Source organism: Aquimarina aquimarini (genome assembly GCF_900299535.1).
In the GTDB taxonomy this organism is placed as follows: domain Bacteria; phylum Bacteroidota; class Bacteroidia; order Flavobacteriales; family Flavobacteriaceae; genus Aquimarina; species Aquimarina aquimarini.
On the sequence record NZ_OMKE01000040.1, the window covers coordinates 1 to 22,208 of the forward strand.

The following is a 22,208-nucleotide window of genomic DNA, read 5'->3' on the forward strand; positions in this document are numbered from 1 at the left end:
CGAGCAAAATCATGATAAATCTACTGATCATTTTGTAATTATAGTAGGTCGTGGTTATGAAAATGAAAAAAGATATTTTCTTTTTTATGAAGTAGGGACAATTTATTCTGACAAAGGACAATATGACGATAATAGATTGTATGTAAATGATGATTGGTCAATTACAGGAATACCGCAACATAATCTAACTAGAACTTATACATTAACTCAAATCAGAGGTAACAAAACCAATGGAAACTTTAAGTAATATGAAAAGACTAACTTTTTTATTGTTATTATCAATTAGTATAGTGACTTGTAAAAATAACGCACAAAGTACAATCAAATCTAATATTGATAAAAACACACTAAAGGTTTTACCTGACGAGATAGCTAATAAAACATGGATTTATATTAATTCTACAGAAAAAAAATGGTTTAAAACCATGTTAGAATATAACGATTGGGAATATATAGATTCAAAAACTCATCCAATAGCAGAAATTGAAATATTAGATAATAATACGATCAAGAAGAAATGGTTAGGATTTTACAACCTAAGAACTAAAAAAAATGAAGATTATGGGCAAGAATATGGTTGGGATGATAAATGTGATGGTATTATTAAACGAGTTGAGCAAACTAAATATTAGATTATAATGAAGAATTTATTTTTATTTTTTATTGGAATATCTCACTTGATAAATAGTCAGGAAATAGAAAATGTTGATATTAAGCAATTATATATTGTTACAGCTAAAAATGGACTAATTATGAGAGAAGAGCCAAAAATAAGTAGTAGGCGTATCTTAAAGTTTCCTTATAATAGTAATATATTAATTCATGAAAAGACAAATATTCCTTTGGTTATTGTTGATGATGGTAAAGAAATTAAAGGTTTTTGGTATAAAATCGCAATTAATAATAGTATTACTTTAAAAGACGATTATGGTTATGTTTTTAGTGGTTTTTTAAAGCCTCTTAAACTTATAAATAATCTTCTTGTTAATTCCAATTCAAGTATATCTTATTCAAGAACTGGAATTACTTTTAATCTAAATGGGATATGTAGTTATGAATTTCCTGTAAGAGTAAACAAAAAATTTGAAACAGTAGAGCTTGTATGGACTAATCATTCTAAATGCTTTGATGATATTGGTTTACAAAATACTTTTAGGTTAGATAATGTTCCTGTACTTGGCCAACCTTTTGCTAAAATTTACATGGAAGATCGAGTTTTTAAGATTGATTATTATTATAAGGAATGGATTTCAAAATATTCAGAGATAATCAATAAAGATGTTTTTCTAAATGAATATTATGAATCTAAATAGCCCTCTCAACACGGTCCCCGCTAGTTTGTAACTAGTGGCGATATGAGTGAGCGGTAAAAGATATAAGTAAATCCACGGCATTGATTTGTTGTGGTTTTTTACTCAACTAGTTCATCAATAAAAAACTTAATTAAATAATGAAAAAAGTGTTTTCTTTATTAATATTTGTAATCTTATTTGTTTCATGTAATGATACAGATAAGACTGAAAGTAAACAGACTAATGATAAAAATATTACAAATGATGTAGTTGAATTCAATGATATAACTTTATTAAATGATAAGGTATCGACACTCAATTCTGAATTAAATCTGTTAAAAACAGAACTAGAGGATATTAAAAAACGGCAAGAAAAAGATGATTCTCACACAGAGCTATATTATAAAAATGTGATTTTACGCAATATTGATAAAGATACTGTAGAATTAATTCGTCAAGTAAATCATGGATTCCATTTAAGTGAACAAAACGATATCTTAAGAAGTTTTACTAATAATAAGAGTAGTTTTGACAACTCTTTTCTTGCTAACGAAAAATGGAGAGATGCAGGTTTTATTGATTCTTTTTTTTCTGAGGATGTAATAAATATGATTGTTTATCTTTTTTACAAAAACAATACTTATGAAAGTTCAAGATTAAATTTATATGTTAACTCGTTAATCGAAACTTATGAAACTATAGATCAAAAAGATAAAATAGTTTTAGAAGAATTGTATAAACTTTCGGAAATAGGTTACTTTGAAAAAGAAAAAGAAATTAATCAATTACTTCATAATTTGAATGATCTAAATAAAGATATATATGAATCTGAATTCGATGACTATGTATCAGGGATGACAGGAGTTTTTAATGTCTATTCTTTTTGGGCAAGAAGATATAATGAAAAAAATGATGAGATTGTATATGAGGTGTTAAAAAAAATACAGAACAAAATGAGAACAAAAAATTAATAGATTTTTTGACATATAGAATGTGTAAAATCAATCCCCCTGCTATCGCAAAGCTGTGCTTAGTGGCGGTATGAGTAAGCAATAAAATATATAAAAAACCACAGCGGTAGTGTTGTGGTTTTAAAGTCTCTTTATCAATTCTCCTCAGATACAGAAACCTTTAAACGGCAGTTCCCTACAAATAATAGTATGGTATATCATTTTCATCCTATTGCTTTTGTAGAACATATGAAGCTTATCACCACGCCTAAGTATGAACCTGATCATGGAGAAATACATGATCCAATTGTAAACCCACAGGTAAGGGGTTGGTATAACAAAGCCACATATAATAATAAAGATTCAAAAATAGGAGGTTGGAATCCTTATGCTTCTTTATTTATTCTTAAAGACAAAGACGCAAATACTAATGTGAAAATACTAATGTGAAAATACTAATGTGAAAATACGTGACTACGGAAGACCGCAAAGATCTACAAGAAGTCATAGCGGATTAGATATTTATGCACCTGTAGGTACGCCTATTTATGCTTGTGATGATTAGATAGTCTACGATAATCACAAGGAACCTCCTCAGAACTCTGAATAAAAATACCTAATTCTGGATCAAATTTTTGAACTTGTATTGAATTGGTACAAGGAATAGTAGGTTCATCATCATTAGAACAATTGGATAGAGAAAAGAGAATTGATAAAAGAATTAGCACTTGTGTTATTGTATTTTTTGAAGTCATAAATCTAAAGGGGTATCATTTATTTTTTTTGAAATTTAGAGAAATAAAATACCCTTTGGTTCTATTGTTTTGTTAATTAACAAAAGTTAAACTTTTTTGTTTTTTTATTGCACTAATATCCCTTTTTCTATAGGGGTGCTGTGAGTGGTGTTTACTTTATATAACTATAAATTTGATGGCGGTAGATATACCTAGAGTTTACTTATTCAATTGCTGTTATTAAATCAGTTTTGCTTGTTTTTATTTCATTTATAGCCAGCATAACATATTCCAAACCAGATGTAACAGGATTATGATCTGATAAAAAATAAGTGTCATTATCAGGGTTATTAATCGAATTTTGAAGTTTTTTCTTTTCTGAATCAGTCCAGTATTTCTGTTTCATTTCTTGTAAATCCCCAAAATGTTTTAGTATCAATTTCTTTAATGTAGAATGTTCTTTAAATGATAAAAATCCAATCTTATATTCATCGGTATAGCTATCAAACTCTTCAGAATTTTTTAAGGAACGTCCATTAATTAGATACCTCCATAGTTTGATAAATTCATGATCTTTTGTTTCAAGAACAAGTTGGGTACTTTTGTTATACCTCCATTTTTTCATCGAGGGGCCAAAAAGTTCTAATATGCTTTGAGATGCAGGATATTCAACTACATATTCAACAGTCATTTCATCAATTATTTTTTGAGGAAGAAGATTTAAATCCTTGCTTATCTTTTTGTTTTGAGTAAAGAAATCAATTAATTGTTTTGTTCCGTAAGTTTCGTCAAACTCTTCAATAGAAGCGTTATTCCTGTCTACATACCATTTTGCAAAATCAGAATAATTCTCAAAGATTAAGTCTTTGAGTTCTTTGTCTAGTTTACTTTTAAAAAATTGTATTCTGATTCCCATTTTTATATTCCTATTACAACTCTAAACATTGTGTCTGTAGTTTGATATGATTGATAAAGATAGGAATTATTGTATCAGAAAGTTAGAAAGAGTAGGCGAGGAGGTAGTTTGTTTTTTGATGGTGATGTATTTAATCTCTCTCCTTTTAAATCGTATTAGAATTAATTATTGAGCCTTCTAGTGACAGCTTACAATGTAATTTACTGGCACCAGAACAGACAACAAACCATCTTATAAACAAAAAACCTTGCTATCTTTTGATAACAAGGTTTTTGACTCAGTCAGCTCTGCAAGAGAAAGTTTGTTACTTTGTCTGTATAGTGTAAAAGTCATAAGTAGCTTTTGCAATAGCTGCTATAATTTCCTGATTTGTTTTAAAATTTTCTTGCGAATCTGTTACAAAAACACTGATGATAAAATATTTACCATCTGGCAAAAAGACAATTCCAATATTGTTTACTGCAGCAGTAATCCCAGTTTCTTTATTTGTACCAGACCAACCTGTTTTATGAGCAACAATTGTTTCCTTAGGTAGTTGTCCTCTTATTCTACCTTTTCCTGTTGTAGTTTCTGTATTAGTTTTCCAAAAAAAATCATAACTGCTTTTTGAGAGTAAGTTGTTTTTATTTTCAAAAAATATTTTAAGCGTTTCACTTGCGGCATTAGGGGTTGTCCAATTTTGGAACATATTTTCCCACTTTGCTTGCATTTTTTCTTCATTGAAAGTAATCTGTATATCTTCTATACCACTCTTTTTTATGTATTCTTCAACCGTTTTAGGTGTTCCGATAAGTCGTATTAGAACATCACAGGCTGTATTGTCGCTATGAGAAACTGTGTATTGAATTAATCTTTTGATGGTAAAGCTACCTCCATTAGGGTTTTCATCTCTAAGCGGACTCCAAAAGTTTTCTGGTAAAAGTTCATCTTTATCTATTTCTACTATTTGGTCTAATGACAATACACCCTTATCAACCTCTGATAATACAGCTAATGCAATATGGAACTTAAACACACTTTGCATTGGAAATCGTTTATCTCCGTATAGCGAAAGAGTATCTTTTCCATTATTTCCAATTATTGAAACTCCAACTACTGCATTTTTATCAGATACGATTTGCTCAATTTTTTTTAGTAGCAAATCAGTTTTGTTGTTTGGTGTTGTGCAACTTATTAATAATAATAGTAAAGCTGTAAATTGAAATAGTTTCTTCATTCTTTGTTTTCTTTTAGTCTTTTTAGATTTTGTCTTCAAAAATGTTCATTAAGGCACATTCTTATGCATAAATTAAAGATTAGAGTTTACACTAAATTAGTTTCTAATCTTGTAGATTGTTATCTGTTTCTAAGGTGTTTTTAATGTGTGGTAAGGTGTTTATGTATGATTTCGTTGCGTGTTTCAGCAACTAATTTAGCAAATACAAACCGAATAGAAAACCTGCAAGGATTTTGGTAAGTAGGTAAGTACTAGCAATGAATTATACACGGTGTGGCTGTTGCCCACCCTACTTACTTTTCTGTATCTATTAACCAAGGATAAGTAAATTGTGTTGCTTTTGATAATTCCTTTTTTAATTTTTCTCGGTCTAAATCCAATTCAGAATATTCTGCTCGTTGATAGAGTAGGTTATAAGCTGATTGATGAAGTCTGTATTTCTTTAATGTATAAAAATCTGATTTTGCTTTTTCTGAATTCAGATTGTCATTGTCAAATTCAATTTTTAATAAGTCAACCAAAGTATCATTTACAAATTGGTTTTCATAATTCAATCGTTTTTTGTTGGATTTCGTAGAATTAAATTCTCGAATTATTTCATAAACGATTGAGTCGTTTTTTTCTGCTTTTCTGCGATTCCAGAATTCAGAGTAATATTTGGTCTGTACTTTGGGTATGTTATAGGTCATTTGCAAACTGTCTATAACATTCTCAAAATTCCGTTTGATATAAATATCGCGAATAATGAATTCATTATCACTTTTAAAAATCAGGTTTTCAAGTTTGTTATATCCGAATTTTTTAAATGATTCGTGAACCATTTTAAGGTTTTCAGGTTTTCTAATCCACGAACTTTTTGTCCAATCCGAGTGATTTAATCCGAAAAATGAAGTTTGATTTTCTACATAAAATGTTGTTTCTTTTTTTTCTTTACTAACGCAAGAAACGAGTAATAAAATCAGAATATTTAAAGTTAGCAATTTGTTCATTCGTATGTTGTACAATTGTTAGTATAACTGGTATAAGAAACGTAGGGTAGGTGAGAAGCTATACGTTTAGGCCAAATATAATATTTTGCTTTTACCTTTTTTATCATAAACGTCAAATTTTATTTTGGTGACTTTACAAATAAGCACGAACCTTAAAGAAAACACTTGCTAGCTATATTTTATAGATATTGTTAGCTTTTAGTACTTTCTCCATTTCTATAGTTTTCTCTAGATTTGATTTGCCCGTTTTCGTAATAGTTGAGAATTTCTCCGTCTAGTTTTCCCTCTTTGTAATTTTTTTTAAATTCAATTTGACCATTTTCATAATACCAAATTGCTTCACCATTTTCTTTTCCATTTTTCCAATTTATTTTATATTTAGTATTTCCATTTTCATAATATCTAATGCCTTCTCCATTTGGCTTTCCATCTACCATTTTTCCTTTAAACTTAAGTTTACCACTTTTATAATAATTGATAAAATTTCCGTTTGATATTCCATTGACTAAATTAGATTTGGTTGAGATTTGTCCATTTTCATAATACCAAATATCTTTTCCAGTTTGTTGCCCATTTAACCAACTTAGTTTCCTATAAATCTCTCCACTTTTATAGTATCTGGTGCTTTCTCCATTTCGTTTTCCATCTTTAAATATTTCTTTAATTTCAATTTCTCCACTTTGATAATATCTAACAATAACTTCACCTGTGTAAGGGGTTTCTTTATTTATTTCAAAATGTATTCCATCCCTATTCTCTAATTGATTTCCATTAATCAGTTTTTTACAACTCAATAAATTTATACCAATCAATACTAGTAATATTGTATTTTTCATTTACTGAAGATTATGTAATTTGTTTTTGCTTTAATTAACTTCATTTTCAATTAATAAAGTTCGATTCGGTAAACTTATACTATTTACACGTTGAATTTACTGTAAAAAAGAAAATAAATTATTTTTTATTTATGCAAAGAAGAAAAAATCAGCATAGCCATAGTTACGGTTAATTTTTATTCTGAAGCATAGGCGAAAAAGAGAATTTTATTGCGGTAAATTCAACGTGTAAATGGTATTACTCACGCATTAAAATCTAGCGTTATAAGTATGTGTCGTAGCAGAGAAAAAATGTTACGTTTCTATTGACAAATCTGTGTTGATTTTATAATTTATTTATCATAAAATATTTGTTCCAAAGCGAATATACAAGAATCATTCGATTGATAACTGCTATGACATCATACTTGGTGTTGTAACCATTTTTTTATACTAATTCAAGTAATTTTTTAGTGTCAACCACTTGAGCAAATTCGTCATTCAGATTCGCCAAAGAGGTTTGGTGAATAATTTCAGATGAAAATTTTTCTCCATTAATTCCAATTCTGTCAAATGTTGCGGTCGCATCAGATACAAGCAAAGTGTCAAATCCGTAATTTCCAGCCATTCTTGCTGTAGTAGAAACACAATGGTTTGTAGTTAGTCCAATAATTACGACCTTCTTTATTGCTTGATTGTCTAATCTTTCTTTTAAGTCAGTTCCAATAAAAGCACTATTGACATTTTTTACTAGTATAGGTTCACCATTTATTGGTTTGACTTCATCTTTTATTTCAAATCCTGGATGGGATTCGTGTAGCCTTGAAATGGGGTTATCCGAACTATGAATAATATGAAAAATAGGAAGATCTAATTCTCTCCATTTGTTTAATATTAAGGCGGATTTCACTTCAGCATCTTTATTGTTTCTGTTTCCTCCCCAATATTGTTCATCATCAAAACCTTTTTGAATATCAATTAATATTAATGCTACATTTTGTTTTTTTAAATTCATCATTTATATTTAATTTAATAGTGAGCACAAAGCTAGTTGTCATATGATGAATAAAAAAGGACAAATGATAGTCGTTTTAAGACAATTTAATTTTGATTTCTGTTGGTAAGGCATGAAGATGTCTTTCAAGAATCATTCTTAATTGCTTTGATGTTTTATAACCGCATAAATTAGCGATGTGTTCTATTTTATATTCAGAATTAGTTAATAAACTTTTAGCTTTTTCAATTCTCAATTTTGTACGGTATTCTGTAATGGTAACTCCCGTTTGTTTTTTGAAAACACGAGTTAAATTTCTAGGGCTAACATTTATTAAATCGGCTAAATAGTCAATTTTTGAAGCCTTGTCTAAATTGTGTATTATCCAATCTTGTATTTTATGAATTTTTTCATCTTGATGGCTTCTATTTTGTAAATACACACTTTCTTGTTCATCGTTTCCGTTTCTTCTTTTATAAACAACCAATTCTTTGGCTATCTGAGTTGCATTTTGTTTACCATGCCTTTCTTCGATTAAAAATAATGCTAAATCTATACCTGTTACAATTCCAGCACTTGTATATATATTTTTATACTTGGTAAATAATGTATTGTTTTGCGTTTTTAAAAGAGGAAAATCTTTTTTTAGTTTGTCAATGAACTTCCAATGTGTTGTACACTCTTTGTTATCTAAAAGCCCTGATTTAGCTAAAAGAAATGCACCAGTGCAAATACTGCAAATTGTTGTTTGATTACTATTTGCATTTTTTAACCATTCAAAAAACAAATTGTGATTTGAATAATCAATTGGTTGTTGTGTATTAAATCCAGGAATAAAGATTATATCATCTTTTTTAGGACTTGTTTTTGAAAAATGAATTAGAGAAGAAAGTTCTAAACCAGAAGAACTGTTAATTATAGATTTGTCACTAATAAATTTTAAATTATAATTAAAACCTAGTTGTTGCGCTTCTTGAAACACCTGCGAGACTCCACTTAAATCAAGTAAATGTACTAGGTTTGTAATGAATATATATATGTTGGACATGTTTATGGTTTATTGCACTCAGCTGTTTGTTAACGTACCCAAATACAGTACAACATTAAATATGGCATTTAGGGGCAGGGAACAATCGATTAATTTTGGTTATGCATTAAGCCAAACTTTTGTATTTTGATTTATCTTTTTTATTACAAAGTCAAATCAAAAGATTTGGCGATAATACAAGCAAAACAGACCTTTCGAATCGTCTTAAACCGTCCTATTTGCTATATTTAATGTTGTAGCGCATTTATTTTAATAATAATCATTAGTTAAACAACCAAAACTATAAGCTTTAAACAAAATATAAAACTGATTATCAGTTTTTTCAAAGTGGTTTAAAGGAATTTCGTTAAGAGATTTAAGTAAAAACTCTGATTGTGCTCCTGGAACAGCAATACCTATTTCTTTTAATTTTGGCATTATTGATTCCATTTTATCATCATAGCTTTTTTTGAAATCAAAATCGAGTATAGTCTGACATTTATCCATTACACCGATTTTTGTTAATTTTTCTGCCTTATAATCAAATTCTAATATCCCAAATTCTTTTTCGTTGTTCATTGAGAAAACTTTGCTAAAAAGAATTCTATAAGATTCTGCTGAGTTATCCTCAATTATTTTTTCTTTAATTAAAACCTCTTCTAGTCTTTTCAGTTCAGCTGTTATATCCAAATTTAAAGATTTAAAATTTTGTGAAGCACAGTCTAAAAAAGGTGCTTTATGATTTGAACAACCATATAATGGACTTATCAGAATCAAAATTGTTATAAGAAAAAGCTTTTTCATTTAATTGATTTTGAATATACAGTAAGTAATGCTCTACGATTTGTGTATGGTGTGTATCCTCATAGGTATTCACTATACGCTTGTTGGCTATATTTTTATTTCTTCATTTTTAAAAATACATTTGTTTAGAAATTATTTAAGTATACTAATAAATGACTAATATCGACTTTATAAATATTCATTAAGCCATTATGAATTTTGCCAAAGCTCTTTACAAGCATTTGATAATCTGTAAACCTTTCACTATTTGTCTCTAATTGATCTAATCTGTTACTCGAGAAATACAATGTTTGACCATCAGGACTTAGAATAGGATCAGAATCCATATTTATTGAGTTGACTTTGGTACCAAGATTTATACCTTTTCCCCATTTACCATCTTTTTGTTTTTTAAATACATACAAATCATAATGTCCAAAACCACCATCTCTCATACTGGTAATAAACATAAATTTACCATCTTGGCTCATTTCTGGATCAGCGTCATTATTAACTGTATTAAGTTCATCAATGCGTTCGGGGGCAGTATAAGTGCCATTTTCTAATTTTGAAACAAAAATATCTCCCTTTTTAGTCCCAGGTCTTGACCAAGATACAAAATGTATAGTTCCATCTGAATGAACGGTTGGATAAACTATTTCAAATTCATCATTTATCATTCCTTCTACCAGCTTTGGTTCGGACCATCCGTTTACCGTTTTGTCTACATACCAAAGATTAGATTTTTTTAATAAAGGGTTTGGAGTTGGTCTATCTGAAGTATAGTAAAGACGTTTACCATCTTTAGAATGATATGGATTCATATCACGGTGTTTTCCAGAAAAAGGTGCAATCTTAGGTTCAGACCAATATCCATCTTTCCAATGGCAATAAACTAATACGGTTCTTCTAAATCCTGATATACCTTTAACAAAAAAAAGTTCATTTTCATCTGGAGAAATAGATGTGCCAAACTCAAAATCATTAGTAGAGACAGTTCCAGGCTGAACAAGCTCGACTTTGAGTTCATTAAGAATATTATTGAGTTCTTGGCTGCTTTGTGCTTGAAGTCCATTACTAAAAGCAAAAAATAAAATAGGGATTAACAGGCGATATTTTATATTCATATTTTTCATAAAATTTAAGTTATTAGATAATCGTCCCTTAGCTTTGGAGTTAAGGTAGAAATCAGATAAGTAAAGTACAAATAAGGGATATTTTATGAAATTGATTTTTTGTAGCATGCTATTTGTATTGTAAATTGTTTATTATTAAGGAGTTATAGGTGGTGCCAAGTATATAAATCGGAGCAATGCAAACACACCTGAATCAATTGATTTATCTGTGCATTTTTATTTCTTGGTAATTTATAAAAATCTAGTACCACTGCAAAAAAGAAACAACCTTTTGATCTGTCAATAGATTGTATGAGGTTAGGACTGAAGGAAGCGATACTACAAAGCTCGGTACTGAGGTATACGAATATCTACTTGTATAGGCTTTGTGGTAATCTATAATCATCATCTGTGTTTACCTTATAAGTGTTATTATTATTATTATTATTATTATTGAGTATAAAAAATGCCCTAAGGCGCTACTAATTTTTAATCATACTATTTTAAATGGGGTATTAAACAGTAATGTCACTAGCAAGATGCTGGTAGGGGGGGGGAGGGATTAAAAAAGTAAGCTGGTAACAGTTTTTTTTAGCAATATTAAAAAGGGGGCTAACAATTTTGTTGAACCCTTTTTTTATTTCTCCCTAATTCATTTCATTTTTTCCTCAATTCATTGTATAGCTATTTCAAAAACTGCACCCTCAAGATATTTTTGGGGTGTCATTAATCTTGAAATATTATATACTATGAAAATCATAACTACAATTTTAATCGCTTTTATTTGTGCAATTAGTTTTGGACAGACTTTTACAGGAAAAATAATCGACAAACAAAACCAACCTATTCTGTTTGCTAATGTGGTTGCAAAAAGCGCAACTGATAATGCACTAATTAATGGGGTGATTTCTGATGAAAAAGGAGAGTTTTCTATCGAGCCAAATAAAGAAAATGTATATATAGAAATTAGTTTTGTCGGATTTACCACCAAAAAAATAAACCCTACTCAATCTAACATGGGAATAATCGTTTTAGAAGAAGAAGGACAACAACTAAAAGAAGTTGTAATTACAGCACGCAAAAAACTCATTCAACAAAAAGTAGATAGGTTAGTTTTTAATGTAGGAAATACAGTTGCAGGTACTGGAGGAACTGCGCTTGATGCACTAAAAGCTACACCAAGTGTAAATATAGATACTGATAAATTAGCCATTGTAGGGAAAGGAAATGTACGAGTAATGGTTAATGATAGAATTGTACAATTATCAGGTAATGAACTAACGGCTTATTTAAACAGTATTGCATCAGATGATATCAAAGATATTGAAGTTATTACCACACCACCCTCAAAATATGATGCTGAAGGCAATAGTGGACTTATTAATATTGTTCTAAAAAAATCAAAAGAAAATAGCTGGAATAATCAAATAAGAACTTCTTACACTCAAGCAACATATCCATTATTTAATTTTGGAAATACATTTAACTATAATAAAAACAAAGTAAGTTTAATTGCTTCGTTAAATGGAACTAAAGGACATACAGCACAATTTAATCAATTTGATATTATTTATCCATCGGCTTCAACTGTATCAAATCTTGATATGAAAAATAAAGAAAGTATGATTTCAGGCAGATTAGGTTTGGATTACAATGTAACAAATAATGCTACTGTCGGAATTTTATACTCAGGTTCGTCTGACGATAAAGGTATAAACGATGGTGGAAGAACACTTGCAAATGATGGTAATGGATCGTATACTATTAATGAGGGTAATGCCGAGACAACAAACGAAAACCACTCAATAAATGCTCATTACATTCAAAAATTAGATACGCTTGGTAGAAAATTATCTATTGATGTTGATTACTTTAATTTCAACAATTCTTCTAATAGGAATTTTAGCAGTGAACAATTTATTACAAACCAAAGCTATTTTGAAGCAGAAAACAGTACCAATCAAAATATTAAAAACTATAGTGGAAGAATAGATGTTGAACACCCAAGCAAATGGGCTAATTTTTCTTACGGAGTTAAAACCACAATTACAAAAACAGATAGTGATGTAGCATTTTACAACAACACTACAGGTACACCAGTTTTTGATCCAACACAAAGTAATGAGTTTATGTATTCTGAAAATATTAATGCATTATATACAGATATGTCTAAACCATTAGGTAAAAAATGGCAAGCAAAAATCGGACTTCGTTTTGAAAACACTCGAACAAAAGGAGTTTCAAAAACAAACAATCAAACTGATATCAATTCGTATAATAAACTATTTCCATCAGTATTTTTAGGATATAATCCTAGTAGAAAAAATATGTTTAATTTGAGTTATAGTAGAAGAATTCAACGTCCTAGTTTTGAGCGCTTAAATCCGTTTCGTTTTTACATTAATCCTATTTCGTATCAAGAAGGAAACCCGTTTTTAAAACCACAAATTTCTGAGAATTTAGAATTAAAGCACATTTACAAAGGAAAACTGATAAGCAAAGCATTTGTAAGTTATGTAGATAATGGATATTTCAACATTATTAAAGCAGAAGATGGAGCGCAACAAAGAATAGTGGTAACATTTGACAATTTTTATACAGCTTATAATTACGGGTTAACTGAAACTTTTATATACAATCCAACAAAATGGTGGAATACGACAACCCAAGCAACTGTATCAAAAATGGACACACAATACAAAGACGGATTTAATTTAGACGCTGAATTAGTAAGTAGATGGAATTTTCAATTGTATAACAGAAATACATTCCATTTAAACGAAGCAAAAACAATACAAGCAGAAACCACACTTATTTATGCTTCGCCACAAAAATTGATGTATTTTTCAATATCTGAAATGGTGAGTCTAGACCTGGGATTAAAATTTTCGTTACTAGACAAAAAACTAAATTGTACAGTAGCCGTAAACGATATTTTAAAGCGTAAGGCAACGAGTGTAAACACCAAAACAAACGGAATAGACCAAACATACTATAATTATTTTGATACCCGAGGTGTGAAGATTGGTCTAAACTATAGCTTTGGTAACAAAAAAATAAAAGTTAAGCAACGTAATTCTGGAAACGAAGAAGAACAAAACAGAGCAAAAACTAATTAACCTATAATAAGGCTGTTTAAAGGATTAGACACTTTAAACAGCTTTTCTTTAAACTAAAAATGTATTTTGTACATCTAAAATTACAAAGAAGTGAAGATTTTCAATCAAAAAATAAACCTAAAACAAGTTTTAATAGTCATTGCACTATTGTTACTAGGGAATGCTGGTAAAATATATCTTTTACATAACGTGCGAACTAAAAGTGATATTGATTTTTATGACTATTTCGACCACGTTTCTGTTTTTCTATTCTCTGCAGTTTCTGTAATATCTGTACTAGTTTCTTGGAAAGTCATTAATAGAATAGATACGACAAATACAATTCTAAAATTTGTAAAGGTTTATATTTTGTCTTTTTTATTATTTGTTATCGCAGGTGTTATTATTGATTACATTCTTTTGGGTATTATAATAGACAATAATGAATATGATTTTATAATTAGATTTATGAATACGATGTCAGTTGCTTTTATACTTGTTGATATTTTTGCGCTTACTTCAGCATTTTTATATTTCAGACAATCTCAAAAAACCACATTAGAGTTAGAGCAAACTGAAAAAGAAAAAGCAGCCTTACAATCGCAAATGCTACAAAAGAATTTAGAACCTCATTTTTTATTCAATAATTTGAGTGTTTTATCAGGATTAGCAAGAAAAAAACCAGAACAAATAGAAAGTTTTATTGATGATTTTTCTGATGTATATCGCTACTATTTAAAACATGGAAAAAAACAATTGGCCGAGTTGAAAAATGAACTGTCATTCTTAATAAGTTACATGAATTTAATGGAAAAACGCTTCGGAAATGCCTATCAAATTGAAAATAGTATCGAAAACACAAACGGGTTTATAATTCCGTGTTCGTTACAACTCTGCATAGAAAATGCGATAAAACACAATAAAGGGAGTGAAAAAAAACCGCTGTTAATTTCGCTTTCATTAAAAGAGGATACAATTGTGATAAAAAACAAACTAAATAAAGTAGATTTTACGCTCGGAACAGGAACAGGAAATGATTATTTAAAACGTCAATATCAAATTAATTTTAATAAAGACGTTATTTTTACAGAAACTGATACTGAATTTATTGCTGAAATCCCGCTAATTTTTGAAATATGAAAGTGCTAATCATAGAAGACGAAGCCATAAATATTGAAATCATTTCTGACCATATTCTTCGATACAATGGTAACATCGAAATTGTAGCTTCGTTACAAAGCAAAGAAGAAGTTGAAAAATGGTATCAAACCAATGAAGAAGTAGATTTAGTGTTTTCTGATATTGAATTGTTAGACGGAAATGTGTTTTCTCTATTGAAAACCAATATTATAAAATCCCCAATTATTTTTACAACCGCCTATAATACCTTTTACCAAGATGCTTTTGATGTAAACGGAATAGCTTACTTACTAAAACCCATCAGCTATAACAAGTTTTGTAAAGCAATGGAAAAGTTTGAAAGCCTACAAAACAAAGAAGTTGATTGGAAGAAAATATCAGAAACTATTCACAGATTAAACAACAATTACAAAGAGCGTATCATCATAAAAACCAAAACTGAAATAAAAATTTTAAGCACAAAAAATACGGGAGCAATTTTATCTAATGCAGGAAAATGCATCGGGATTGATGAAAACGGAAAAGAAAATGAATTTCGCTATAAGTTATCTGATTTAATAAAAGAGTTAAACCCGAAAGAGTTTTTTCAAATTAATCGTGGTGAAATTGTAAATATCAATTTCATCGAAAAAATTGAGCCTTATTTTGGAGACAGATTAGCAATTTCAATCAAAAACTACAAACAACATTTAATTACAAGCGCATCTACAACAAGCGAATTTAGAAAATGGATTGAGTAAAAAAGCTAGCGACTCCATGATCCGATTAGGGATTACATATAGACAAGCCTATGCTTGGAGTCGAACCCGAATGGGAGACTGGGCAGTAGCTCAAAGCCCTATACTAGATACTACCATTACCATATCTAGACTTAAGAGAAAAGGGTAGATTTCTATGATTGACTACTTAAATAAGGAGCAAACTTCGATTTGGTGAACCGCCTGTTACGAGACCTGTATGGCAGGTGGCGTATGAGGCGCAGTGACGGTTATTGAACCGTCACCCGTCTACACGATTAGCAATAGGATATTATATACTTTTTATTTTAAATGACTTTATATAAAATTGGTTGAGCACCTAAATTATTCACATAAAAATTATCTAAAACATAATTTTTAAATGATTTTTTAAAAATTAATGAAGGCAAAATGTCAATGTATTTATCCCACCTGCAATGATTTACTATTGAGTATAATTGATTTTTTTCCTTTGGTAACATTAAGGTAGAATTATTTAACGCTGTCTCTTTTTCAAACCAACCAGCAGTATATTCCCAGATTTTTAAGTTTTGAGCTCTGTTCTCAGCAGAGAAATAATTGAATAAAAAAACTCCTTTCTTTTTATGATTTACACTACCTATTCTTCTCACATTTGAAGCGTTCATAATGTGGCTAAAAGAAGCTACTTTATTTACTTCTTTTATTATCATTTTAAAAGTGTCCAACTGTTTTACTTTCTCGGTAATTTCATCTGATAAAGTTTCAATGAGAATAACAAAATCAAATTTAGCTAAATGTATTTTGTTTAAATTTTCTTTAATGTATTGTCCAAAACCAGGAGGGATTATAGTCGCTTTAAAAAAACTAATTTCAATAACACCTTCAATTTTTTCAATCTCTTTAGACCATTTTTTACAATTTTTAATGAGTTCTTTTTTCTTGCTACTTGTTGTTATAAAAAAAGGTATTGAAGTAGTATCTATTTCGGATGCAATATGTATAAAACTTGATGTTAACGTAGGTATTAAAGAAACTTTATCATACTTTAAATGCTGATTAACTATTTTTAAATTATACTCCTTTGTCATTTTGTAAAAATTTATGATTATAACTTATAACAAAGGTAAAATTAGGTTTTTGTAAAAAATTTATCATTTGATAAAAAACTACATATTAGCTCTAATTCTACTTAAAGAAACTTGGGTTATTCCTAAATAGTTAGCTAAATCACCCAAGCTAATTCTGTTTAATAATTTAGGGTTTTTATTGGTAAAATTGATGTACCTTTTTTTTGCATCTTCTTCTAAAATTTCACTAACTCTTTCCATCATATTCAAGTTGGCTATTACCATAAAATTTCTAAAAAAGGTTTCTAATGAATGGTGTTTTAAACAAAGTTGTTCAAATTCTGAAATTGGAAAAGTAAAATACTCAGTGTCTTCAATAGCAATTATTTCATATTTTGATTTTCTGTTTTTGAAGTAGCTTTCTATGTCACCAAATAATATATTTTCTTCAAAGAAGCGCATTATAAATTCTTTGCCATCTCCGTTAAAGCAAAATTTAATAATTCCTTTTGTTATGAAAAAAAGTTCTTTTGAATGAGAATTCGTGTTTATAATAGTTCCCCCTTTAGTAATAGTTTTACGTTTTATGATAGCTTTTAATTCATTTAAACATTCTGAACTAATTTTAGAATTTTTATTTAAAAAGTTAATGAAATCTATCATTTTTTAGTCTTATTGCTAACGTTTATGTATATGAAAAAGTTGCGTGTTTGTGTGCGAGGATTTTCCGAAGGAAAATCAGAAGTTAGCAAACAAAGCAACAACCTTTATTTAAGCCTAAAATAGCCTTTTTTTATATACATTGTGGACTTGTACAACGGTTACTAGTGTTAGGCAATGCAATTTAGTCATAAACAAGGCAAGTTGTCCAAGGATATGCACATTGATATTTCTTTTGTATCCAACCTTGAAACAATTTCCCGTTATGCTTTATTTTCAGTTCTGCCCAAGTTCCACTTATTGCTATTAATTCAGATTCCGTGAAGCCTTTTATGCAAAATGCTATTTCAGATTCTGAATTTGGTTCGTTATAAAGTCTATATCCATTTTCAATAAATCCTTTATCAGTCTTTTCATTTAAACAGTCAATTTTAGTTTCGCCTGTTGCACCTCCAATATCAATTATTAGATTTTTTGCCTTAATCCACTTGCCTTTATATTTTCCAATGTCATTATTTAACTTATTGTCTTCGCAAGCTGGTAAGACAATTACATTTTCTATTTTCAACCAACCGTCTTTTGAATCAGATATTGCAAATTTATACCAACAATGAGGGTTGGTCAATGAATTTAATTCCGCTATTTTATTTTCATTTGGACTATTATAAATAGATATAGATCCAGTTGCTTTATTTGAATAAAAACATTCAACAAAATCTTCAAAAAATATTTTTGTTCTTTTCTGGGAAAAAATACCTAAAGAATTTAAAAGTAATAATGTCAGAATGAGTTTTTTCATATGTTGCCTACCGTCTCTTGTATGTTGCATTTGCATCCCGCAGGGTGTATATGTAATATACAAATGTTATGTGTAATTTTTTATTTATTTACAATGTCCGCAATACCTCTAAAAAGATTTAAAGGATATTCTGCCCAGCGATTACACAAATAAAGATACCATTCTGTACCATATACTATATAAACCCGGCAATTATAACCATTATCGTTAAAATCTTCCAATTCTTCATTTCTTATACCCAAAAGGCGTTCAAGCACATAATCAGTTGGTTTGTATTTGTTTATTAGTTTAGTTGTCTCTTTATGAATTTTTTCATGATGGGATGCAATTGAACATTTATGATTTTTGGCGAGTAATTGTTCTGCATATTCTAAATAAATTTCATCTAATTTTTCTCCTCGTTCGATTGACATTCCATTTGGAGTATCATATGCTCCTTTTACCAATCTAATACTGCCAGTTAATCTTAACATTTCTTGAAAATCTTCTTCGGTTCTTTTTAAATATGCTTGAATAGTAATCCCGAGGTTATCGTGTCTTTTTAAAGTATCTTTGTAAATGTCCAATATTGAGTCAGTCCTATCGGTTCCTTCCATACTTATTATCACCTCTTGGTTACTCATTTTTGCTACTTCACATATAGCACTTAAATTCTGAACTGCTAGCTCTTTTGAAACCAAAAGACCAATATGGGATAGATCTAATGATATTGAAGAGTTGATACCGGTTGTTCTAATAGATTCTGCGAGCTTCAAAAATTCTTTTGTGGCATCATCTGCATCTTTTTCATTTCGTATACTTTCACCCATAAAATCTGTGGTAACGTCAAAGCCTTTTTTATTCCATTTTTGGATAGAGATTATTGTTTCATCTAAATTCTCACCTCCTATATATCTGTAAGCAGCTTTCTTTAAAGTTTTAAAAAGCATTTCATTTTGAAGGACAAAATTTTTAGCCTCTTCATTCAAAGCTGCTTTTTTTAGTGCAATTGTTCCTATTTTTAATAATTCTTGTTCCATCTGTTTTGATTTTATAATGTTTAAAATTAAATCATATCAAAATATTATAGCCTTGTATTTAAAGGAATATGTTTATTTTTACCTTCGAATATTACAATTTTTGTAAAATGGATAGCTTAAATAAAAGAATAATTGAAGTTTTAAGAGAGAATGCTAGAAGCTCATATGTAGAAATTGGTAGGATAGTTGGGTTATCTGCACCTTCTGTTGCTGACCGCATTCAGAAAATGGAAGAATTAGGTTTAATTACTGGATATTTTACTCAATTAAACCTAACTAAATTTGCTTACCATATTCAAGCAAACATTGCTTTAAAAATAGATTCACGCGGATTTAAAATTTTTGTGTCAAAACTTAGCGAATTCCCAGAAATCTTTGATTGCATCAAGGTAACAGGTGAATATTGTGTTTTCTTAAAAGTTGCAGTAAAGGATAATAATCAATTAGAAGATTTGATTGACAGGTTAACTGTATATGGGCATCCAAATACTTCAATAATACTTTCAGATTACACAGATAGAACTTTTTTCAAACCTTAATCGGTTATATTACACATAACGATTATGTTTATGATTAGTTGCTAAACTTTAACAACGTTAGTTTTTCATTTAAATTTACTTTGTTTTTGAACGAAATTTTCTCAATACGATTCGGCAGCAATTAATTATAAACGGGGTGACTGCTACAGAACTATCTTTTTTGATAAAAATTTAAAATATTGAACGAAACCCTAAATAGTTAGTATTAATAATCAGTGAGTTGAGTTTGTTTAGAAAATAAGAAATGATAATTCTAAAAAGGTTTGGAGTCGCGCAACAGTCACCAGTGTTAGCAATAGTGCATTCTATTTCAACGATTTAATGAAATTATTGAATTCATTTATTAATCGTATATCCTCTTCTCCTTCAATTGATGATTTAAGTAAATCGATTGTACTTTCTTTTTTATCTATAGGAAATTCATTGATTATTTTTGGAGCAAAATCTAGAAGACTTGAAATTAATATATCATCCACTGTCTGGTTTTGATTTTCCAAAAAGGTCATAGTAGTGTAGCCTAAAAGAAACTCCTGAAGTCCTTTAACTCCTTGATTAAATCCTCTCAAACGAGTTTTATAATTATAAGAATCTTCATCCAAAGTATTTAAGAATTCATTTGATAAAGAAATTATTTTTATAGATTGATATCCAGTAGTAGCAGCTAACATAGCCTCTTCTTTAGAAATTGAATCCTGAGGAGGATTCAATTGAGATTTCATAATTAATGAAGTTTGCGTAAAAATAGGGGCTATAATTCCCATTTTAACCCTAGAACTTAAATTTTCTGGTATTTCTGGAAATTTATCTTGTTGATTATAAATATATTGTATTAAAGTTGAATTTATCTTATATGGCAATCCAGACTTAATCCTCTGTGATAAGCTATCTAATTCAATTACTGCTGTTTCATGATTGTAGAGTTTATCAGAATTTTGAGAAAATGATTTTGTCGAAATTAAAAACAATAATTGAAGAAATATTAATTTAATCGTAGTTCTTGAAGTCATATATTTTGTCATATTTATTACAAATCTAGCAGATTTTTAATTGATTTGAAATTGCTTACTGCTACTTGAGTATTTCTGTTGTTTTTTTACAGGCTCTTTAACTTCGAAATAGGGGCTTTTAAAATCTATGTTGAATAAGCCATGGAACAAAAAAATCTCTTTAGAGAGGCTTATATAAAGCCTTTTTCTTTAAAATTATAGACTTGTGCAACGGTTACCATTGGTCGTAACCAGTTTTTCTATAGTTCATCAAGTATCGCAGGTATCAATTCTTGGAAAAACACATTATTAAAATATCTACCACTACAATTCGTTACAATGCTAATTGAAATGTTCTTTTTAGCATTATAAAAAACCATAGATTGATATTTTAATGTACTTCCAAAATGACCAATATATTGTTGTCCATTATACGTTAGTTTCATAATTCCGTTACCGTGTTTCGAGGTTATTCCACTTCCAATAGGTATGGTCATAGATTCCATTTCTATCCATTCTTCCATTTCAGATATAGTACTTGATTTTAAGATTGATTTATCTCTAAATAATTTAGTTAAAAATTTATCAAGTGTTTCTGTATCAGTGTAGGCTCCTCCATCAAAGCCATAATATTCTCTCCAATCAGAAACATCTGGACTTGCCTGTTCTGTTTGCCCGAAAAAAGCCTGTAAACCATTTTCATCAATTCCCATTTTTATGTCAGAAAGATTGTTGGCTCTATAAAAGTTATTGAAAGCAACTTCATAGGATTCTCCTATAATAGTTTCTACGATTTTTTGAAGAAAAAGATAATTGGTGTTACTGTATGAAAAACTACCACTATTTTCTGTTGTATCATTAATAAGTAATATTTTTTCCTCAAATGTCTTTGGTGCATTATTGTTCATTACACTTGTAATCCAATCAGGGTTTTTGGTATAGTCAGATAAGCTACTTGTATGGTTTAATAGATTTTTAATGGTCAAGTTTTCAATTCCTGTTATTGGTTGAGTGAGATTTACATAATCTGTAACTTTGTCATTTATTTTAAGTTTTTCGTTCTCTATAAGTTTAAAAATTAATACCGAGGAGAGAAATTTGGTTGTACTTCCGATTCCATAAATACTTTGTTTTTCAACCTCTTTGTGGTTGTAGTTAAAATCTATGACATCTTGTTCCGTGGTAATTGTAAGTTCCAATGATGGAATATTTTTGCTTTTAGCAATTTTGATGACTTTCTTCTCAATTTTACTTGAAAGGTTAGACGATTCTATTGTTTCTTTTTCACAGGAAGTGACTAAAAATAATTGGCTTATTATTAGCAATAAGTATATGGTCATTTTATTCATT

General features: G+C 29.1%; 25 protein-coding genes. 10 read left to right on the top strand and 15 right to left on the bottom strand.

Going from position 1 to position 22,208, the window contains the following annotated elements:
* The 5 genes from DG508_RS17030 to DG508_RS17050 form a co-directional block, all read left to right on the top strand.
* On the top strand, positions 1-247 hold a 247-nt coding region (locus tag DG508_RS17030), incomplete at its 5' end, for a hypothetical protein (RefSeq protein ID WP_199912807.1).
* A 1-nt stretch (position 248) separates the two neighbouring features.
* On the top strand, positions 249-632 hold the full coding sequence (locus DG508_RS17035; protein WP_234418254.1) for a hypothetical protein: 384 nt from the start codon (positions 249-251) through the stop codon (positions 630-632).
* 6 nt (positions 633-638) lie between these two features.
* Positions 639-1,313 (top strand): SH3 domain-containing protein, encoded by a 675-nt coding sequence (locus DG508_RS17040; protein ID WP_108869306.1) that lies wholly within the window; start codon positions 639-641, stop codon positions 1,311-1,313.
* Positions 1,314-1,450: 137 nt separating this feature from the next.
* Positions 1,451-2,263 carry a hypothetical protein gene (locus DG508_RS17045; protein WP_108869307.1) on the top strand — a complete coding sequence of 271 codons (813 nt, stop codon included), beginning with the start codon at positions 1,451-1,453 and terminating at the stop codon, positions 2,261-2,263.
* A 189-nt stretch (positions 2,264-2,452) separates the two neighbouring features.
* Complete coding sequence (locus tag DG508_RS17050) at positions 2,453-2,692, top strand: hypothetical protein (RefSeq protein WP_108869308.1); 240 nt, start codon at positions 2,453-2,455, stop codon at positions 2,690-2,692.
* Between the two features lie 92 nt (positions 2,693-2,784).
* Here DG508_RS17050 and DG508_RS17055 read toward each other — a convergent pair whose 3' ends face one another.
* The 9 genes from DG508_RS17055 to DG508_RS17095 all read right to left on the bottom strand — a co-directional run bounded on the left by DG508_RS17055 (position 2,785) and on the right by DG508_RS17095 (position 10,852).
* Positions 2,785-2,997 carry a hypothetical protein gene (locus DG508_RS17055; RefSeq protein WP_108869309.1) on the bottom strand — a complete coding sequence of 71 codons (213 nt, stop codon included), beginning with the start codon at positions 2,995-2,997 and terminating at the stop codon, positions 2,785-2,787.
* Positions 2,998-3,199: 202 nt separating this feature from the next.
* Positions 3,200-3,892 (bottom strand): hypothetical protein, encoded by a 693-nt coding sequence (locus DG508_RS17060; protein ID WP_108869310.1) that lies wholly within the window; start codon positions 3,890-3,892, stop codon positions 3,200-3,202.
* A gap of 304 nt (positions 3,893-4,196) precedes the next feature.
* Positions 4,197-5,108, bottom strand: a complete 912-nt coding sequence (gene bla / locus DG508_RS17065; protein WP_108869365.1) for a class A beta-lactamase, subclass A2 — start codon at positions 5,106-5,108, stop codon at positions 4,197-4,199.
* A gap of 293 nt (positions 5,109-5,401) precedes the next feature.
* Positions 5,402-6,097, bottom strand: a complete 696-nt coding sequence (locus DG508_RS17070; protein ID WP_108869311.1) for a hypothetical protein — start codon at positions 6,095-6,097, stop codon at positions 5,402-5,404.
* 191 nt (positions 6,098-6,288) lie between these two features.
* Positions 6,289-6,933 (bottom strand): toxin-antitoxin system YwqK family antitoxin, encoded by a 645-nt coding sequence (locus DG508_RS17075; protein ID WP_108869312.1) that lies wholly within the window; start codon positions 6,931-6,933, stop codon positions 6,289-6,291.
* Between the two features lie 427 nt (positions 6,934-7,360).
* Positions 7,361-7,927 carry a cysteine hydrolase family protein gene (locus DG508_RS17080; protein WP_108869313.1) on the bottom strand — a complete coding sequence of 189 codons (567 nt, stop codon included), beginning with the start codon at positions 7,925-7,927 and terminating at the stop codon, positions 7,361-7,363.
* Positions 7,928-8,003: 76 nt separating this feature from the next.
* Positions 8,004-8,954: a DJ-1/PfpI family protein gene (locus DG508_RS17085; RefSeq protein WP_108869314.1), complete on the bottom strand. Its 951-nt coding sequence runs from the start codon at positions 8,952-8,954 to the stop codon at positions 8,004-8,006.
* A 249-nt stretch (positions 8,955-9,203) separates the two neighbouring features.
* Complete coding sequence (locus DG508_RS17090; RefSeq protein WP_108869315.1) at positions 9,204-9,737, bottom strand: hypothetical protein; 534 nt, start codon at positions 9,735-9,737, stop codon at positions 9,204-9,206.
* A gap of 125 nt (positions 9,738-9,862) precedes the next feature.
* On the bottom strand, positions 9,863-10,852 hold the full coding sequence (locus DG508_RS17095) for a TolB-like translocation protein (RefSeq protein WP_159090892.1): 990 nt from the start codon (positions 10,850-10,852) through the stop codon (positions 9,863-9,865).
* A gap of 728 nt (positions 10,853-11,580) precedes the next feature.
* On the opposite strand from DG508_RS17095, the gene DG508_RS17100 reads away from it, so the two are divergent.
* From DG508_RS17100 to DG508_RS17115, 4 genes are all read left to right on the top strand, one after another.
* Positions 11,581-13,950, top strand: coding sequence for a TonB-dependent receptor (locus tag DG508_RS17100; RefSeq protein ID WP_108869317.1), 2,370 nt, complete (start codon positions 11,581-11,583; stop codon positions 13,948-13,950).
* A 90-nt stretch (positions 13,951-14,040) separates the two neighbouring features.
* Complete coding sequence (locus tag DG508_RS17105) at positions 14,041-15,069, top strand: sensor histidine kinase (RefSeq protein WP_108869318.1); 1,029 nt, start codon at positions 14,041-14,043, stop codon at positions 15,067-15,069.
* The gene (locus tag DG508_RS17110) at positions 15,066-15,809 is read left to right on the top strand and encodes a LytR/AlgR family response regulator transcription factor (RefSeq protein ID WP_108869319.1); all 744 of its coding nucleotides are present in this window, start codon (positions 15,066-15,068) and stop codon (positions 15,807-15,809) included. The genes DG508_RS17105 and DG508_RS17110 overlap by 4 nt, the downstream gene beginning before the upstream one ends.
* Positions 15,802-15,957 carry a hypothetical protein gene (locus DG508_RS17115; protein ID WP_464115338.1) on the top strand — a complete coding sequence of 52 codons (156 nt, stop codon included), beginning with the start codon at positions 15,802-15,804 and terminating at the stop codon, positions 15,955-15,957. Before DG508_RS17110 ends, DG508_RS17115 begins: the two co-directional genes overlap by 8 nt.
* Positions 15,958-16,114: 157 nt before the next feature.
* Here DG508_RS17115 and DG508_RS17120 read toward each other — a convergent pair whose 3' ends face one another.
* The 4 genes from DG508_RS17120 to DG508_RS17135 all read right to left on the bottom strand — a co-directional run bounded on the left by DG508_RS17120 (position 16,115) and on the right by DG508_RS17135 (position 19,333).
* Entirely contained in the window at positions 16,115-16,876 is a 762-nt protein-coding gene (locus DG508_RS17120; protein WP_108869320.1) for a hypothetical protein, read from the bottom strand.
* Between the two features lie 78 nt (positions 16,877-16,954).
* Positions 16,955-17,518 carry a Crp/Fnr family transcriptional regulator gene (locus DG508_RS17125; RefSeq protein WP_108869321.1) on the bottom strand — a complete coding sequence of 188 codons (564 nt, stop codon included), beginning with the start codon at positions 17,516-17,518 and terminating at the stop codon, positions 16,955-16,957.
* Positions 17,519-17,699: 181 nt separating this feature from the next.
* Entirely contained in the window at positions 17,700-18,314 is a 615-nt protein-coding gene (locus DG508_RS17130) for a hypothetical protein (protein WP_159090893.1), read from the bottom strand.
* A gap of 80 nt (positions 18,315-18,394) precedes the next feature.
* Positions 18,395-19,333, bottom strand: a complete 939-nt coding sequence (locus DG508_RS17135) for a proline dehydrogenase family protein (RefSeq protein WP_108869323.1) — start codon at positions 19,331-19,333, stop codon at positions 18,395-18,397.
* 107 nt (positions 19,334-19,440) lie between these two features.
* On the opposite strand from DG508_RS17135, the gene DG508_RS17140 reads away from it, so the two are divergent.
* Positions 19,441-19,872, top strand: a complete 432-nt coding sequence (locus tag DG508_RS17140; protein WP_159090894.1) for an Lrp/AsnC family transcriptional regulator — start codon at positions 19,441-19,443, stop codon at positions 19,870-19,872.
* Positions 19,873-20,177: 305 nt separating this feature from the next.
* On the opposite strand, the gene DG508_RS17145 is transcribed toward DG508_RS17140, so the two are convergent.
* Together DG508_RS17145 and DG508_RS17150 are read right to left on the bottom strand one after the other, a co-directional pair.
* Complete coding sequence (locus DG508_RS17145) at positions 20,178-20,879, bottom strand: hypothetical protein (protein ID WP_108869325.1); 702 nt, start codon at positions 20,877-20,879, stop codon at positions 20,178-20,180.
* Between the two features lie 239 nt (positions 20,880-21,118).
* Entirely contained in the window at positions 21,119-22,207 is a 1,089-nt protein-coding gene (locus DG508_RS17150; RefSeq protein WP_108869326.1) for a serine hydrolase domain-containing protein, read from the bottom strand.
* Position 22,208 lies beyond the last annotated feature (1 nt).

Coding starts and splice junctions, on each gene's coding strand:
- DG508_RS17070 (WP_108869311.1), bottom strand. CDS start 6,097: ATGAACAAATTGCTAACTTTAAATATTCTGATTTTATTACTCGTTTCT.
- DG508_RS17085 (WP_108869314.1), bottom strand. CDS start 8,954: ATGTCCAACATATATATATTCATTACAAACCTAGTACATTTACTTGAT.
- DG508_RS17075 (WP_108869312.1), bottom strand. CDS start 6,933: ATGAAAAATACAATATTACTAGTATTGATTGGTATAAATTTATTGAGT.
- DG508_RS17095 (WP_159090892.1), bottom strand. CDS start 10,852: ATGAAAAATATGAATATAAAATATCGCCTGTTAATCCCTATTTTATTT.
- DG508_RS17045 (WP_108869307.1), top strand. CDS start 1,451: ATGAAAAAAGTGTTTTCTTTATTAATATTTGTAATCTTATTTGTTTCA.
- DG508_RS17060 (WP_108869310.1), bottom strand. CDS start 3,892: ATGGGAATCAGAATACAATTTTTTAAAAGTAAACTAGACAAAGAACTC.
- DG508_RS17090 (WP_108869315.1), bottom strand. CDS start 9,737: ATGAAAAAGCTTTTTCTTATAACAATTTTGATTCTGATAAGTCCATTA.
- DG508_RS17120 (WP_108869320.1), bottom strand. CDS start 16,876: ATGACAAAGGAGTATAATTTAAAAATAGTTAATCAGCATTTAAAGTAT.
- DG508_RS17050 (WP_108869308.1), top strand. CDS start 2,453: ATGGTATATCATTTTCATCCTATTGCTTTTGTAGAACATATGAAGCTT.
- DG508_RS17080 (WP_108869313.1), bottom strand. CDS start 7,927: ATGAATTTAAAAAAACAAAATGTAGCATTAATATTAATTGATATTCAA.
- DG508_RS17100 (WP_108869317.1), top strand. CDS start 11,581: ATGAAAATCATAACTACAATTTTAATCGCTTTTATTTGTGCAATTAGT.
- DG508_RS17145 (WP_108869325.1), bottom strand. CDS start 20,879: ATGACTTCAAGAACTACGATTAAATTAATATTTCTTCAATTATTGTTT.
- DG508_RS17150 (WP_108869326.1), bottom strand. CDS start 22,207: ATGAATAAAATGACCATATACTTATTGCTAATAATAAGCCAATTATTT.
- DG508_RS17110 (WP_108869319.1), top strand. CDS start 15,066: ATGAAAGTGCTAATCATAGAAGACGAAGCCATAAATATTGAAATCATT.
- DG508_RS17130 (WP_159090893.1), bottom strand. CDS start 18,314: ATGAAAAAACTCATTCTGACATTATTACTTTTAAATTCTTTAGGTATT.
- bla (WP_108869365.1), bottom strand. CDS start 5,108: ATGAAGAAACTATTTCAATTTACAGCTTTACTATTATTATTAATAAGT.
- DG508_RS17140 (WP_159090894.1), top strand. CDS start 19,441: ATGGATAGCTTAAATAAAAGAATAATTGAAGTTTTAAGAGAGAATGCT.
- DG508_RS17040 (WP_108869306.1), top strand. CDS start 639: ATGAAGAATTTATTTTTATTTTTTATTGGAATATCTCACTTGATAAAT.
- DG508_RS17125 (WP_108869321.1), bottom strand. CDS start 17,518: ATGATAGATTTCATTAACTTTTTAAATAAAAATTCTAAAATTAGTTCA.
- DG508_RS17135 (WP_108869323.1), bottom strand. CDS start 19,333: ATGGAACAAGAATTATTAAAAATAGGAACAATTGCACTAAAAAAAGCA.
- DG508_RS17035 (WP_234418254.1), top strand. CDS start 249: ATGAAAAGACTAACTTTTTTATTGTTATTATCAATTAGTATAGTGACT.
- DG508_RS17055 (WP_108869309.1), bottom strand. CDS start 2,997: ATGACTTCAAAAAATACAATAACACAAGTGCTAATTCTTTTATCAATT.